The sequence below is a fragment of the Reyranella sp. genome (genome assembly GCF_044224635.1).
Lineage (GTDB): Bacteria > Pseudomonadota > Alphaproteobacteria > Reyranellales > Reyranellaceae > Reyranella.
Genome location: NZ_JBGAKA010000001.1, coordinates 356,864 through 371,411, shown reverse-complemented (window position 1 = coordinate 371,411; position 14,548 = coordinate 356,864). Strand labels below are relative to the sequence as shown.

Annotated in this window: 13 protein-coding genes and 1 tRNA gene; 4 read left to right on the top strand and 10 right to left on the bottom strand. The window is 62.2% G+C overall.

Annotated elements, in window-relative coordinates; genetic code table 11:
* Positions 1-148: 148 nt before the first annotated feature.
* A complete protein-coding gene (locus tag ACILR9_RS01715; protein ID WP_395708145.1) occupies positions 149-964 on the bottom strand; it encodes a hypothetical protein in 816 nt (271 codons plus the stop codon).
* Between the two features lie 487 nt (positions 965-1,451).
* Between ACILR9_RS01715 and ACILR9_RS01710 the strand changes: the two genes are divergently transcribed.
* Positions 1,452-2,339, top strand: coding sequence for an ArdC family protein (locus ACILR9_RS01710; RefSeq protein WP_395708144.1), 888 nt, complete (start codon positions 1,452-1,454; stop codon positions 2,337-2,339).
* The gene (locus ACILR9_RS01705) at positions 2,336-3,028 is read left to right on the top strand and encodes a hypothetical protein (protein WP_395708143.1); all 693 of its coding nucleotides are present in this window, start codon (positions 2,336-2,338) and stop codon (positions 3,026-3,028) included. The genes ACILR9_RS01710 and ACILR9_RS01705 overlap by 4 nt, the downstream gene beginning before the upstream one ends.
* A 17-nt stretch (positions 3,029-3,045) precedes the next feature.
* On the opposite strand, the gene ACILR9_RS01700 is transcribed toward ACILR9_RS01705, so the two are convergent.
* Positions 3,046-3,573 (bottom strand): hypothetical protein, encoded by a 528-nt coding sequence (locus tag ACILR9_RS01700; RefSeq protein WP_395708142.1) that lies wholly within the window; start codon positions 3,571-3,573, stop codon positions 3,046-3,048.
* 621 nt (positions 3,574-4,194) lie between these two features.
* Here ACILR9_RS01700 and ACILR9_RS01695 point away from each other — a divergent pair.
* The gene (locus ACILR9_RS01695) at positions 4,195-5,067 is read left to right on the top strand and encodes a hypothetical protein (protein ID WP_395708141.1); all 873 of its coding nucleotides are present in this window, start codon (positions 4,195-4,197) and stop codon (positions 5,065-5,067) included.
* Positions 5,068-5,167: 100 nt separating this feature from the next.
* Here ACILR9_RS01695 and ACILR9_RS01690 read toward each other — a convergent pair whose 3' ends face one another.
* Positions 5,168-6,568, bottom strand: coding sequence for an RES family NAD+ phosphorylase (locus ACILR9_RS01690; RefSeq protein WP_395708140.1), 1,401 nt, complete (start codon positions 6,566-6,568; stop codon positions 5,168-5,170).
* 378 nt (positions 6,569-6,946) lie between these two features.
* On the opposite strand from ACILR9_RS01690, the gene ACILR9_RS01685 reads away from it, so the two are divergent.
* Positions 6,947-7,039: transfer RNA gene (locus tag ACILR9_RS01685), tRNA-Leu, on the top strand.
* A gap of 458 nt (positions 7,040-7,497) precedes the next feature.
* On the opposite strand, the gene ACILR9_RS01680 is transcribed toward ACILR9_RS01685, so the two are convergent.
* The 7 genes from ACILR9_RS01680 to ACILR9_RS01650 all read right to left on the bottom strand — a co-directional run bounded on the left by ACILR9_RS01680 (position 7,498) and on the right by ACILR9_RS01650 (position 14,544).
* Complete coding sequence (locus ACILR9_RS01680; protein ID WP_395708139.1) at positions 7,498-8,118, bottom strand: OmpA family protein; 621 nt, start codon at positions 8,116-8,118, stop codon at positions 7,498-7,500.
* A 1,538-nt stretch (positions 8,119-9,656) separates the two neighbouring features.
* Complete coding sequence (locus tag ACILR9_RS01675; protein WP_395708138.1) at positions 9,657-10,337, bottom strand: cysteine hydrolase family protein; 681 nt, start codon at positions 10,335-10,337, stop codon at positions 9,657-9,659.
* A gap of 93 nt (positions 10,338-10,430) precedes the next feature.
* Positions 10,431-11,786, bottom strand: coding sequence for an acyclic terpene utilization AtuA family protein (locus tag ACILR9_RS01670; RefSeq protein WP_395708137.1), 1,356 nt, complete (start codon positions 11,784-11,786; stop codon positions 10,431-10,433).
* The gene (locus tag ACILR9_RS01665) at positions 11,786-12,145 is read right to left on the bottom strand and encodes a DUF4387 domain-containing protein (RefSeq protein ID WP_395708136.1); all 360 of its coding nucleotides are present in this window, start codon (positions 12,143-12,145) and stop codon (positions 11,786-11,788) included. Before ACILR9_RS01665 ends, ACILR9_RS01670 begins: the two co-directional genes overlap by 1 nt.
* A complete protein-coding gene (locus ACILR9_RS01660) occupies positions 12,138-12,896 on the bottom strand; it encodes an ABC transporter permease (protein WP_395708135.1) in 759 nt (252 codons plus the stop codon). The genes ACILR9_RS01665 and ACILR9_RS01660 overlap by 8 nt, the downstream gene beginning before the upstream one ends.
* A 5-nt stretch (positions 12,897-12,901) precedes the next feature.
* A complete protein-coding gene (locus tag ACILR9_RS01655) occupies positions 12,902-13,750 on the bottom strand; it encodes an ABC transporter permease (protein WP_395708134.1) in 849 nt (282 codons plus the stop codon).
* Positions 13,747-14,544 carry an ABC transporter ATP-binding protein gene (locus tag ACILR9_RS01650; RefSeq protein WP_395708133.1) on the bottom strand — a complete coding sequence of 266 codons (798 nt, stop codon included), beginning with the start codon at positions 14,542-14,544 and terminating at the stop codon, positions 13,747-13,749. The genes ACILR9_RS01655 and ACILR9_RS01650 overlap by 4 nt, the downstream gene beginning before the upstream one ends.
* Between the last annotated feature and the right edge of the window lie 4 nt (positions 14,545-14,548).

Sequence of the window (14,548 nt, the reverse complement as noted above, 5' to 3'; positions counted from 1 at the left end):
ATAGATGCGCTCCGTGGCGGGGCCTCGACGTCGATCGTGCTGGAGGCGAGGAGGTGCTCGACTTCTGGCCCGGTCAGACCGAGTATCGTGCTGTCAAATGCGCCGGCGACCGCCTCCAATTGATCATGGGAGGAGAATGCCATCGCTTTTACTGCCCGTTCGCAAGGCGGCGCAAAAACGTCCTGGCCGTCACTAGGACGACGTGAAGCCGGAAAGTGCAGTGGTCTTCGTCCGAAAGGCCCGGGTGAGATCCTTCGGTGTGCAGCATTTTGAAGAGACCGTTGATGTAGTTCTTTCCGTCCGAGGTCCACTCGTTGCGGGCGGTCGCGAGAAAGCCGATCTCGCCAAGTAGCGCGCGCCGGTTCTCCGAGGTGGAACGTGTCGCCATTTCCGTGGGCCGCAGATTGCGCGCGATGTCGTTGAACAGGCTCTCGATGAACGTTCGAAGCTGGCCGTTGGAGGCGGCCCACTCGCCGCGCGTGTGCGCTTCGATTGCTTGGTCGAGGTGTCCTAGCGGCGTGACAAAGCCGAGCTTCTCGAGGAGCTGATGCACCTCGTCATCGGTCTCCGGAAGCTGAATCTCGCCAGGAAGAGCCGCGCGGATCGAAGGGTTGCGGCCCTGACTGTCCCAGCCCACAACGTATCCGTCGCGCGCAAGTCCGCGCACGAATGCCGTTTGGAGGGGCTGCGCGGAATCCTGCTGAGCCAGTTGGACGGCTTCCCGGATCGCGGCTTCGCCCAAGGTCATGCTGCCGTCGACAGTGTTGAGGACCGTCTCGGTACGTTTGAGGACGATGCGCCCGAGGAGATCGCATTTTTTTGCGACGCTGAGACCCGTGCTCGAAGGAAGCTCGTCCTCGAGCCCAAGCCGCAATACCACCTGATTGAATTTGGCCTGGCTATGCAGTTCAAGCAGCTCGACTGCAGCAATGAGGGTCGGCCGCGTGAATGGCGCGAATCGCATGGGAAGCCTACTCGAAGCGTAACCGCAAGGGGTTGCAGGCCCCAATAAAGCCGGCAGCAGACCACTCCGACAAGCCCTTCAGTTCGACATTTACGCCCCGGGGGCCATAGCCTTCCATTCAGCCTGTCGACTAGTCGCAATTTGGGCGCGTCGGCTTCACCGACCGGGCTCTATTCGGCCCGTTGTTGGGTTGCGGGCCTCACGAAGCCGCCCCTCGGTAGATAAGGGGAGGGGCGTCTTCGCCATTCGGTGACGATCCCTCGCGCTTAAGGTGCCGGCCTTCGGCCGAACTCTGTCTTTGTCTTGAGGGGCCTGCGGCCCCCGTTGCGTCAAGGCCAGGCCCTGCGGGCGGAAAGCGGCGGCCGTGTACTCGCTGCGCTCCGGCCCGCACCAATTCCGCCGCTTTCCGGCCTGTGACGCATCACCCCCGCTCATTGCCGCGTGGCTAGTCGGTTGCATGCGCAACCTTTTGGCTACGGAGGCTCCGATGAAGGCCGATGTCCACACCCGGATCACAGACACCATCGTTGCTCAGCTGGAGGCAGGCGTCAGGCCGTGGCTCAAGCCGTGGAATGCCGAACATGCTGCCGGGCGCATCAGCAGGCCCTTGCGGGCCAACCGCGTTCCCTATCGGGGGATCAACATCCTCTCTCTTTGGATCGAAGCCGACGCGAAGGGTTACAGCGCCCCCATCTGGATCACTTACCGTCAAGCGCTCGAGCTGAACGGACAGGTTCGCAAGGGTGAACGCGGTTCACCCGTCGTCTATGCCGCGACCGCAACCAAGAATGACGAGGCCGCGGGCGAGGAGACGGAGCGCTCTTTCGCCTTCCTCAAAGGCTACACAGTGTTCAATGTCGAGCAGGTCGACGGCTTACCGGCACATTTCTACACCCCGGCAACCAAGCCACTCGACCCAGTGCAACGCATCGAACGGGCAGAAGTGTTCTTCGCTGCGATCGGAGCGGACATCCGGCATGGCGGTAACCGCGCCTACTACAACGTGTCGCAAGACTTCGTTCAGCTGCCGCCCTTTGAGACCTTCCGCGACGCCGAAAGCTACTATGCAACCCTCGCTCACGAAGCGACCCATTGGACCCGCCATGAAACCCGCCTCAATCGAGACTTCGGGCGCAAGCGCTGGGGTGACGAGGGCTACGCCATGGAAGAGCTTGTGGCAGAACTCGGCGCCGCCTTTCTCTCCTCCGATCTCGGCCTCACACCGGAGGTGATGCCGGACCACGCCGCCTACATCGCGTCGTGGATCAAGGTTCTCAAGCACGACAAGCGCGCCGTCTTTACCGCGTCCGCCTATGCCCAGCGCGCCGCCGACCATCTCACAAGCCTGCAAACCAAGATCGCAGAGGCCGCGTGACCCGCCGGACCGAAGATGGGCCGGGCCAGCTCGCCTTCGATGCGTTGCTGGCCGACACGGAAACGGCCAACCGGGCGCGGACGGAGCGGGTCGCCCATGCGCACCTGCCGGGGACCATGGAGGCGGCAGTTCCTTACTACCGCCGCCTCATCGAAACGCATCACGCCGCGATGCTCAAGGGCGACGCTGGCGAAGTTGCTCGCCTGCGTCGGGAGGCGCTCGCTCTCGCCTTCAAGCTCAATGGCTTTGAAGCCGGCATCCTCGCTCACGAGGATGCGCCGGGCTATGTGCTCGCCCGCCTCACGCGAGCGGAGGAGGGGACGGTGCCGCTGTGGGGACAGTCGGGATCCTTTGAGATCCGCTGGAAGGCTATGCGCGTTCGCATCGAGATGGAGGGGCTGTTCGGCATTGGGGCTGCTCACACGTCATGGCTTGGCTTCGCGGCGCATGCCGTGGAGACGACCAAGCCCTTTCTCAGCGACACCGGCTATCGCAGTTTCCTCGGGGCAGGAGGAGAGTTTGTTGCGAACCACACACCGGACAGCTTCGCGACGGCAGTTATCGAGACCTACGTCGCGAAGGAACTGAAGGGCCGTCTACGCCGGATCGTGCCGCTTTGCGAAAGGTCTGGAGCGCCAGTCACGTCAAAGCGGCAAGCCAGGGCGAAGAAAGGTCGAGCCGCCGGGTGAGGCTCGGCGTAAAGATTCTACGCCGGGTCGATGGCGCTAAGGTTGACGCGAAGGCTATGGGGTGGCCTTCCCAGCCTCCCCACTATGACATCCGCGAGCCGTTGCTGTGCATCGGCTCCCGTTGACAAAATGCCCACCAGCACAAAATTGCGCTGTCGAGCATTCGGTTCACCCCAATTGGCTTCCCAATTCTTGTTGCTGATTGCGTATGCGGGAGGGTGAAGGTTGGCACTGTGCAACGCCAATGCGAGGTCGCTCGCTCTTCGCGCAGTTTTCGGGAGCGACTCAGAATATTCGTATCCCCAAATATCCTTGCTCCCGAGCAGGTGAGTTTCCGAAGTCGTCATTCGTAGTCGCTCTGCTCTCAGCTCGTCGCGGAGAACAGCGTCGACTTGGTTGCGGACTTCGGGATAATCAGCGAAATGGGTACGCGCAAAGGCGTCCCTGTCGAGCAGACTGGCAGCACCGAGCAGCTCTCGATACTGATCGCGATCGCGCACGTAGCGATCTTTTAGCAGAGCGCCGAACTCCAAAGCGGAGCTCATGAACAATTCGTCGACTAACGTCGTATCTGCATGGGTCTTTAAAAAACTAGACATGAGAAAGAGCCAGCCCGCTATTTGTTGCTTTTGCTTAAAACCACAATAGCAGACGTAAATACTTTCAAGAAGTATGCATATGTTAACCATCTAACGGCGCAGAGTGGATATGCGTGGATGATAGCTACCGTTAATAGTTTCAAATGTATTCTGTTTGATGAAAGTAATAACAGGTTGTAATATCGTTGCATGGATGATGTGTTCGCCAGATTAGCAAAGCTTGAGCAGAAAGTTGCTGCTCTTGAAGCGCGCGCCGACGATTTTTTTGAGGCTTTGAAGCTAGAGACTGAAAGCACTACGGAGAATTTGAGGCGCCACTCCGAAGAGCTTGTTGAACTACATGGATACATTATACCCACCGTCCGCAGAGTCTTTCCAAAGATCGAAGACGGCTATGATGAGATCGAGGAAGTGTTGAATCGATTACGACGCGAGCCCCCGCCGAGATTCAGAACGTAGACCGCCAGAGCCGCGCATCAGTTACTCCCTGCCCGGCTTCGTTTTCAACTGTTGCATGGGCATGGTTCAGGTACGCATAACAAACTCGGAGTGCACAATATATCCGCCATGAAAAAACACGACCTTGAGCTGAAAACCCGGCAGATGCAGTTGGAGCGCCTTAGGCAGCTTCAAAGTTCCGTCGACCGGGCGATGGCTACAGTCGGTGCAAGGCGCGCTCGCGAGCTGACAAATGTGATTGAAGACTTAGTGGCACCGTGTCTTGTGCTAATCGTTGATGCAGCGGCCTCGAAGTTGCATAACATCCAAGAAGACCCGGGTAGCGATGCTCTCGAAGTCGATCTCGATTTTCGTCAAAACCCTTACGAGAAATTTCGGAGAGCTATTAAAGAAGTGACTTTGGCGGAGTGCTTGCCCCGTGCGTGTCTTGAGAAGAGATGGTACGACTATCTGCTTTTCAAGTATCTGGCAGACGTTGTGGCGAGCTATCGTGGCATTTTGGTCGACATCAGTTATCAAGAAGGCGTCGGCTCGACCGTTGTCAAGCTTGACGTTCGTAGAACCGCAATCGACGATCGCATGAAACGACTGGGCGTCCGCTTTTACACCTGCCGTACACGCCATGCCCTTGAAGCCAAGGATCTCGCGGTGTTGGGAGTTCCGAAGTACGTCGACCGCGATCGATCGAGAGCCGTCGATAGTTCGGAAGGCAGCGCCCGCAGCTTTTACGAAGAAACGTATCGGAAGCTCATAGCGCGACGGCTTGTCCCTCTACAGACGCTACGCGAGTACGATCCAGCTCTGGTGAAGGCACTCTACAAGTCATGTGAAAAGGCGGGCGCACCGCCTCGGCACTGGCTTCCTGAAAGCCGCTCTGAGTTAGCTGCGTATAACCTGAACGGCATCGGGCAGACTGTGCGCTCCGCCGTCCAGGCTTTCGTCACCAAGAAATGGCGAGCGGGGCACTCCAATCCAACCTGAGGCCAGGCCAACGCGGGGAAGCACCACTTTCGATTAGCTTGCTGTTCCCAAACTGACTTGCAGGTGCCTGTGAAGCTGAATACTGAGGTACGACGCCCAGCTAGAATGGGGTGTTTTTAGGTCGCTTGTATTGCTGATACCTTTGCCGAGTGACCTTGACATCCGAAGTATCAAAAGAAACCCCAGTGATAAAGTGTATCGCTACTTCCGCCACGTCTACTTCTAGTGTGTCATCGCGATTGTCGTCAGTGGGGCTATGCAATAGGCCGCGACCAAAAAGTGGGATGGGGAAGTCATCGTCCAGTTTTTCGTCAGGAGCAGGCAGTTCTTCATACACCGTATAGTCGGGAGCAATGCCCTCATCCGAGTATTCGTACAGCGATGACCAGAGCTTGGTGTTGGGTGGAAAATCAATCGGCTTTACCTTGGCGGCCTTTTGAAACAAAACGACATTTAACGCATTGCTTTTAGTCTGGACCGACGGAAAGAGAATTCCATCGATGGCGGGCGCGGGGCGCGACGCGAGAAAATCCGCGACGGCTTGTGTCGCAAGATACGCGAATGCCTCGTCTGATGGGAGGACTGGCCGTGTCATGATCTGGCTTAGCGACCTGAGAAAGGTCACACGTTCAAACCTCGGCGCAAAGGCTGGATCAAATACACTTCCGGTTACTTTGACTGAGCCTAGCGCCGTGAGGTCGAGAAGCTGCAGGGGCCGTATCACCCGAAATCGCGCCGTCACGACTGTGGCTCCGACAGGAGGCCGAACTTCGGCAAGTGCCGTCTTGACGTCTCCAGAACCGTAGAAAACCGAGATGCCGCGTGCGTTCATTCGGCCGTCCTTCGCTAGATGGCTAGGAGGTGGACCGATTTCTCGGTCCGGCCTTTCGATCGCAGCCTTCTGCGCGTCTTCCCCTTCGATGACGCGGGCACGAAAGAATGCGTCGAGCTTGGTGCCGGGGCCTGCATCGATAATAAGCGGCTCGTTGGCGGCCGTTTTCATCAGCTCAATGCCATCGAAAACGTCACGTAATCGCGTCTCGCACGTCTGGCTGAAGAACCGTGCTTCTGTCTTCAGGGTCCTCTCGAACTCTCGCCACCGTTGATGCCAGTCGGCGCCGTCATTGGAGTGCTCGGCGTAGAACAGTTCCGAGCTGAATTCGCTCTCTTCCCCTATATAGTCTCCGGGAGCAGGTTCGTTCTCGTACTCTAGAACCTGCTGAATGTCCTTGGCTGCATCTTCTGGAATGTCGGCTGCGTTCTGAATGGCGTAGATGACGGGATCGCCGTCATCATCGGACGCGCGGGCGTAGTTCTGTTCGAACGCTTGCGCCACCCGCTCGCAGAGTGCGCCGACCCTGAAGGTCTTTCCGCTTTTCGCGCAGTAGTCGCAAATCGCTTCCTGTCCGTGTGTTTGAACGTCGCTCTTGAGGAAGGCTTCCCCGATGCAGTCAGAGCACAAGCAACGGTCTTTGAGGTCCTCGCAATCTTCGTAGTCCATGGGCTTACCCTGCCACCGTCCCCGAACTAGACCAAGCCTCCGGTGTCAAGACGGGAGCCAATACCGTTTGCGTGGGTATACGGTACCGCGCCGAACGTGAGTTCCAAGCGTCTCCTGCCCAATTTCTCACTGCAGGGGCGTGGCGAGGCCATTGTCGCGTCGCCGAGACTAAGTAGAATTAGGAGCGCCGCTAGCGAGGACCTTTATGTACCTATTGGTTACGTGCGTTGTTTGAAGAACTTATCGTGCGATGCTTGCCTTGCATACAAAGATGTGGACCGCGAGGGCTTAGGTGAGCTAATGAGAAAGCGCGTCTGCGTTATTTTGGGTCAGACTTACACAGTTTCTTACACACTAAACTCACTTGGCCGGAAAAGTGTAGGAAAATCAGATGGTTACGATAGCCATCGCCTGACTCAAAATCATGTTCCACTTCGTGGAGTGTCCGTTCGATTCGGACCGGGGGCACCATCATAGCGTCCATGTTGACCATACGGTTCAGCCAGGCCGCTCCTTCAGCCTAACGCGCCTGGCTCAGCACGTGGGTTGTGACGATGCGCTATGGCGCACTATGAGGGATACTCGCGAGGCCCTGTTGAGCCGGGCAATCTCCATGGGCCAGCCACATTCCGCGAGGAACCTCGATTCACGGCCGGCGCGCAGCCCATCAACCGAGTGCCGGTATGTCCGAAATTGCCTGCTAATCGGACACTACGCGAACATCGCAAAAGCGACACGATTGACCCTGAGCGGACATGCTGGCTGCTTTCCGCAATGCCATCGACACGGCATTCGACTGCATGATCGATTGCAGTCGCTTCCAGCGCGGACAGAGTTTTCGGAAAGGACAGCGAGATGATCGACCGCGAATAAAGAAGGCGGCCCTCGCAGGAGGACCGCCCTCTGTCATCCGCTCGTGCCGGATCAGGTTACAGGTAGCGCGACGGCAACACGATCCTGTCGTCCGTCAGGACCTGCTCCAGAACCGTGATGCCCGCGTCGTAGTTTCCGGCATCGCACTGGGCGATTGCCTGCGGCGCCGGACCCTGTGCGCCCGTCCGGGACAACGAACGCCACTTCCTGGCAAGCGCGGCGCAATAGTCCTTGTCGCTCATGACCGGCCGCCCAATGACCGTGATGTGAACACTGCGGTTAAGCCGCTCGGGGACCTGGTCGGCGGTGGGGACCGGCAGGCTTTCCTCACCCAGGCTGCCCGACCGGATCGCCGACTCCGGCACGCCGGCGCCCATCAGCGCGGCCTTCACGGCCGCCGTGCGCGCCATGGAAAGCCGCAGGTTCATCCCCTGATCGCCTACGCGATCGGCATGGCCTTTCACAAGCACGTTGGTGCCGCCCTGCTTGAAGGTTGCGGCGGCCTGGTCGATCTTCGCCTGCCCATCAGGCAATATGTCCGATTGACCGGTGTTGAAGTACACGACGAACAACTGCCTCACTGACGTAACAGGTGCCGAGCTGGCCATCTGCGGCTGCTGTTGGCATGCCGCCAGCAGCAGCGCGGCTGCCGATGCGATCAGGAACTTCTTCAACATATGTTTTTCCCCCTAGTGTTGGCCCGAATACCCTTAACATCATGACTGCTCTCTGACAACGAGAGGTAACGGTGCCGGTCGACCCGCCGACCGGCTACACTGACACGTCGGGCCAGGAGCCCTACAGGGCGCTGTCGCTGCGTCGAGCAGCCTGCGCTTATGCGCGGCCCATCTCGGATACGAAATCAGGCTCGCGTTGGAAACGTAAAACTACGCCTTGCTTGAGCCCCTCCGTTGCGCGGGTTGTTGTTGGGCGCCCCCGATGATTTGGGCGCAGCTAGCCTATCTGCGCCGGCCACGGCGGGCGCGATAGCGCTCATCAGTGGGCACGTGTTGCACTTGGTAGTCCGCCTGGTTTTGGAAAAAGTGCCGGGTCGCTTGCCTTGCCCTTTATCATGCGCCTCGGAACTTTTCGAAGCGAGGAGGAACAGGGATTACCAATAGACGGCTAGCCTTGATAATCTCATGGGGGAGCTAACCGCCAACAGAGGCCTGCTTTGTTCGCTGCGCTGCCCGGCGCAGCGCCTGGGTGTTCCCCCATCCCCCCCCGAGTTCAGAAGACAAGTTCAATCTGAGCAGCACACTCACTGCACCCTGCCAATATCCCTTCGACCTGCCCCCGTCCAGATCAGTGACGGTGACGGTGGAGGCGGAAGCCAGGCACGATGACCGGACGCGTGTTCGGAAAGATGACGGGAGGCGGCGATCCGGGATAGGACGTTGGCCGCGGATAGGTCGTCGAAGACGGCGGCATACCGGATGTCGTCGCCCCGGGGACGGCGCTGGCCACGACCGACGCGGCGGTCGTGGGCCCGTTGGCGGCGCCTTCGAGTGCCCAGCCGTCGAACGTGCTCTCGCTCATGCCCGAGATGCCCAGGACCGGCAATTCCTAGAATTTCTCGCGCGGAACTACTGCGCTGGTCCGCTCACGAGGAACATCGATGCCGCCTCGAAGCAGGATAATCCGCCCCTAGCGGCCACTGACGGCGCGCAATTTTGCCGGGGGAACGACGCCCATTGGCAGGCCACACGGCTGGGCGGATCTCGGCGTCCGCGCTCCTTTATGCTCTGACGTGCCGGACATCCGCATTTGGCCCTTCTGCGACATGGCAAGGGACGCGAACGAAGGCCGTTATTGGTCCGGTAGCGGACATCTTTGCGCTGCCTGGCACCCAATGAGGTCAGCCATGCGAACCTCCCCCAGACCCGCATCATAACGCTTCATGACGTCCATGTCGGAACACACGCAATAGGAGAGTATGCCATATTTTTTCCACCAGTTTATCCGAGCCCCAAGCGAGCCCCGAAAGGTTAACCTCTTGAAATCATTGGGCACGCGCCAGTCTCAAAATCAGGTTTCCTCACGGAAGTGTTGGTTCGAGTCCGACCGGGGGCACCAGCGATACAATCCTGCCATCCGATGTCTGGCGGTGGTCGCGCCTTGTTCGAGCAAGGGGACGCGCGCATCCGCCGCTTCGTGATTGGCAATCGCCCGCCGCTGCCGGGTTAGATAGCACCCGCCGCCACCGTATCCACGGTCAGGCGACGGCGAGCTCTTCCAGAACCTCCTGTGACGTCGCAACCCGGCCGAGCAGGCGGGCGAAGTTGCGGCAGGTCGCGTCGTGCAGCTCGGCGGCGGCGGCACCGCATCCGTCCTCGACGATCACGCATTGGAAGCCGCGGTCGGCCGCGTCGCGCGCCGTGCCTTCGACGCAGGAGTTGGTCGAGACGCCGGTGAAGCAGAGCTGGCTGCGTCCCATCGCCTGGACGAGCCGCTCGAAGCCGGAGGAATGGAAGGCGCTCATGGTCGTCTTGTTCACCACGGCCTCGCCCGGCAATGGCTTCAGATCGTCCAGGATGCGATGCTCCCTGGCGCCCTCGGTGTTGCCGATCGCCTCAGCGAAGCGGCGCATGCCCGGCAGCATGTCGGTGAAGTCCGGCAGCTCCGAGCCGACCGTGAGATAGATCACCGGCAGCTTCTCGCGCCTGAAGGCGGCAAGCAGGCGCTGGATCGTCGGCGTCACCACCTGCTCGATGCGGTCGAAGCGGTAGGTGCCCCGGTCCTCGAGGCCCTTGGCCTTCAGCAGCGCCCCCAGGCCGTCGCGCCGCGAGGCGCTGGCATACTGCATGTCGACCACCACCAGCGCGACCTTGCTGCGGTCCAGCGCGAAGGGCGGATTGAAGAGGCTCGCATAGTCGCGGGCGGCTGCGTCGGACATCGGCTGGTCGGGCATGGGGCTAATGTTCGGTGAAAGGGGGCGTTCGGTGAGAGGGGCGTCCGGTGAAAGGGGAGGCTTCCGGCGGAGGGGAGATCAGGGCGTGAAGAGGTCCATGGCGAAGGGCGCACACGGATCCTCGGTCTTGACCAGGTGATGGATGGTGAATTCGTAGACCGGACCGACGGGGATATCCGACGGCGAGAATGGAAAGGCGAGGTTGCCGGCAATGCCCTTGCGGCCAGGATAGGTGACGTGCAGCGCCGCCGACCGGGTCAGCGCGAGGACCGCGGCCGAGGTCTCGGGATCGTCGGCGATGACCTCGAACACCAGGCCGAGCTCGAACGGCTGCTCGGCGCGCGCGGCCTCGATCGGGCCCATGACGCCGTTGCGCCCGTAGCTGTGGATGGTCAGGCGGTAGCCGTCGGGCGGGTAGCGCTCCGCCACCCGGTTGCGGATGTTGGCCACGTAGTCGTCGAAGCGCGAGATCAGGATGGGATCGCGGACGCCGGCGATGGCGATGGTGCGGTAGCCGATGCATTCCACGCCCTCGAGCTTGATGGTGTAGTCGGGCGCCTCGATGTAGCGCGTGCCGGAGATGCGCACCACGCGCTCGCTCTCCTGCTCGAAGCGGGTGGCGTGCAGGTCGATGGCGCCACCGGGGAATTCCATGTGGTAGGGGTTGGCGCGCTCGTAGAGCGAGTGCGCGGCGACCGACGCCACGGTGCATACCTTGTCCGGGTTGGGCGGCTCGACCGTGAACGAATCCCGGTGCAGGGTGGCCAGCAGCCCGTCGGAGCCGTGCCGCGGATAGGCGGCGGCGCCGCCGCATTCCAGCAGCTTGCCCATGTGCACGGTGAGCCCGCGGTCGAAGCCGCGCAGCAGGGCGTGCGCGCCGGTCATCACCGGATCGAAGGTGCGGCCGGCGATGACGACCTCGGCGCCGGCCTCGATGGCCCGCATGAAAGGCTCGTAGCCCATCTGGCCGACGATTCGCGTCGCCCGCTCGAGATGGCCCGGCGTCAGCGCCTCGTCGTGGTCGAGCGGCGAGATGGCGCCGTCGGCCAGCCGCCGGCGCAGCCAGTCGCGGGAGATCTCGGCGCTGATGCGCGCCGTCCGGAAGCTGTAGCCGCGCTCGCGGCAGATCTCGCGGTAGATCTCGATCAGCCAGTCGAGATGGGCGTCGCCGCCTGCGCCGCCGGCGCTGCCGATCAGGACGGGGATGCGATGCGCGTGCGCGGCATCGAGGATCATCTCCAGGTCCTTGCGCACCGAGCGGCGGTTGGTGAAGGAAACGCCGGCGCCGAGATAGTGCGGGCCGGGGTCGATCGATCCGGCATCGACGGCGAGAACGTCGGGCCGGCGGTCCATGCCGAGGCGCATCGAGCGCTCGGGAATGCCGTAGCCCAGCATTCCCTGCGGGGCGAAGACGGTGAGGCTGTCGGGGGCCATTACCATGCGATCCGGTGTTGCATGAGGGGAACGTGCTGCTGCGCGCCGTAGACGTCGCTGTCGCCTGGCGCACCGGCGATGATGCGCCGCCGCAGCGCGATCTTGACGGCGAAGGCCGGCGCGAAATGGATGACGTCGAGCACGTCGGCCAGCGGGATGCCGTAGATGGCGGCGACGGCCTCGCGATCGAGGCCGGCTTGCCCGACGAAACGCTCGTAGTCGGCGGCCGTCGCGAACACGATGTCGAGCGCCAGCTTGTAAGGGCCGGCGTTCTTGCTGGTCACGAAGGCGGCGACGTCGCCGACCGTGACGGTGTTGGCGAAGGGACCGGAAGGCTGGCGGGGGGACTGTTCAGGCAAGCTTGTATTTCCAGGCGACACGGGCGGCGAAGGCGCGGAAGCTCGAATCGGCGAGGAAGCCGATGACGCCGAGCAGGAAGATGGCGACATAGGCGAGCTCTGTCGACAGGCTGATTCGGCTGTTGATGATCAGGAAGCCGAGCCCCTCGTTGGCCGCCAGCATTTCCGCGACCACCAGGGTCTGCAGCGAGTTGGCCATGCCGATCTGCATGCCGTTCAGGATGTGGGGCAGGGCGGTTGGGATGATGACCAGGCGGAAGACCTGCCAGCGCGTCGCGCCGAGGCAGCGCGCGGCGCGCAGCTGGTTCTGCCGGATGCCGACGACGCCGGCGAAGGTGTTGATCATCACCATGAAGGTCGTGGTGTAGGCGATCAGGACGTACTTGCCGTTCTCGCCGATGCCGAACCAGATCAGCACCGGCGTCAGCCAGGCGATCGGCGGGATGAAGCGGAAGAACTGCAGCGGCGGCTCGAGCAGCCACTGCGAGGCCTTGAACGAGCCAAGCAGCAGGCCGAGCGTCGCGCCCAGCAGGCTGCCGATGGCGAACCCCACCAGCACGCGCTGGCCGCTCATCAGCAGGTCGTAGCCCAGCTTGCCGGTCGAGGCGTAGGAGATCAGCTCGGCGGCGATCTGGGTCGGCGCCGGCAGCACGGCCGGCACCAGGAACAGCCGGGCGCCGGCCTCCCACAGGATCAGGAACACGACGATGCAGGAGGCGCCGCGATAGAATGATTTCCGGGTCGCGCTCATGTCCCTCACTGGAAGCTGAAGCGCCGCAGCAGGGTGCGGCTGACGAGGACAAAGAGCCGATCGGCCATCAGGCCGACGATGCCGAGCGTCAGCATGCCGACGAAGATCGAATCGGTCTCCATCCACTGCCGCGAGTTGTAGATCAGGTAGCCCAACCCCGCCTCGGCGGCGATCATCTCGGCGGCGACGACGGTCATGAAGGCATTCATCAGCGCCATGCGCATGCCGGTCAGCACGTAGGTGAGGGCGCCAGGCAGGGTCACCAGGAAAAAGATCTGCCGGTCGGTGGCGCCGAGGCAGCGGGCGGCGCGGATCTTGTTCCGGGCGACCGCGCCGACGCCGATCATCGAGCTCAGCAGCACCACGAACATGGTGGAGTAGATGATCAGCGAGATCTTGCTGGCCTCGCCCAGGCCGAACCAGACCATGGCGGTGGCGATCCATGCCGTGGGCGCGATGAAGCGGAAGAAATTGACCAGCGGACGGAAGAGATCGGCGATCAGGCGCGACGACCCCATCGCCAGACCGGCCAGGGCGCCGACCAGGCTGCCGATGGCGAAGCCGATCAGGATGCGCTGAAGGCTGGCCAGGATGTCAGCCTGCAGGCGGCCTTCCTCGATCAGCTCGACGGCGCGTGCCGCCGTCTTGGCCGGTCCGGGAAACAGCACCGGCGAATCGAAACGGACGCTGAACAGCTCCCACGCCAGCCCGATCGCCGCGGCGGCAACGGCATAGCGCAGCACGAGGGAGGCCGTGCCGCCCAGCCGCTTCAGGACCGCCGCCTTCGTCCGCGCCGCGCCGCCGCCATCGGTGGAACGGGCCGTCGTGGCCAGGACGTCGGAGCTGGAGCTCATTGGCTCGCCTGCTCGCGCCGCAGCACGCGGGTCACCTCCTCGGAAAGGATCGCGTGGATGCGGTCGTAGAGCTCGCCGAATGCCGGATCGCCGCGACGGCGCGGTCGCGGCAACGCGATCTCTATCTCCTCCTTCAGGGCCGATCCGGGGCCGGAGCGCATGATGCCGACACGGTCGGCCAGGATGATCGCCTCGCCGATATCGTGGGTGATGAACAGCACCGTGCTCGCGGTGCGCTGCTGGATGGTCGTAAGCTCGTCCTGCAGGATGGCGCGCGTCTGGGCGTCGAGCGCGGCAAAAGGCTCGTCCATCAGAAGGATCGGGCTCTCGCAGACCAGCGCCCGGGCGATCTGGATGCGCTGCTTCATGCCGCCCGAGAGCTGCGAGGGGAACTTATGGCCCTGCTTGCCCAGCCCGACGAAATCGAGCTGCTGCTGCGCCCTCCGGCGCCGTTCGGCCGCCGGCACGCCGGCGAGCTTCAGGCCGAACTCGACGTTCTCCTGCGCCGTCAGCCAGCCGTACAGCGAATCGTCGCCCTGGAAGATCACGACCCGGTCGACTCCGGGCGCGGTGACCGGGCGGCCACCGACCGTGAGCGATCCGCCGCTCGCATGCTCGAAGCCGGCGAGCAGGTTGAGCGCGGTGGTCTTGCCGCAGCCCGACGGCCCCAGCAGGACGTAGAACTCGCCCCGCTCGATGGTCAGGTCGAGGCCCTTCAGGATCCAGTTGGGCACCCCGAGGCCGGCATCGTAGCGGAAGTCGACCTGGCTGAAGTCGATGTAGGAGCCGGCCACGCGC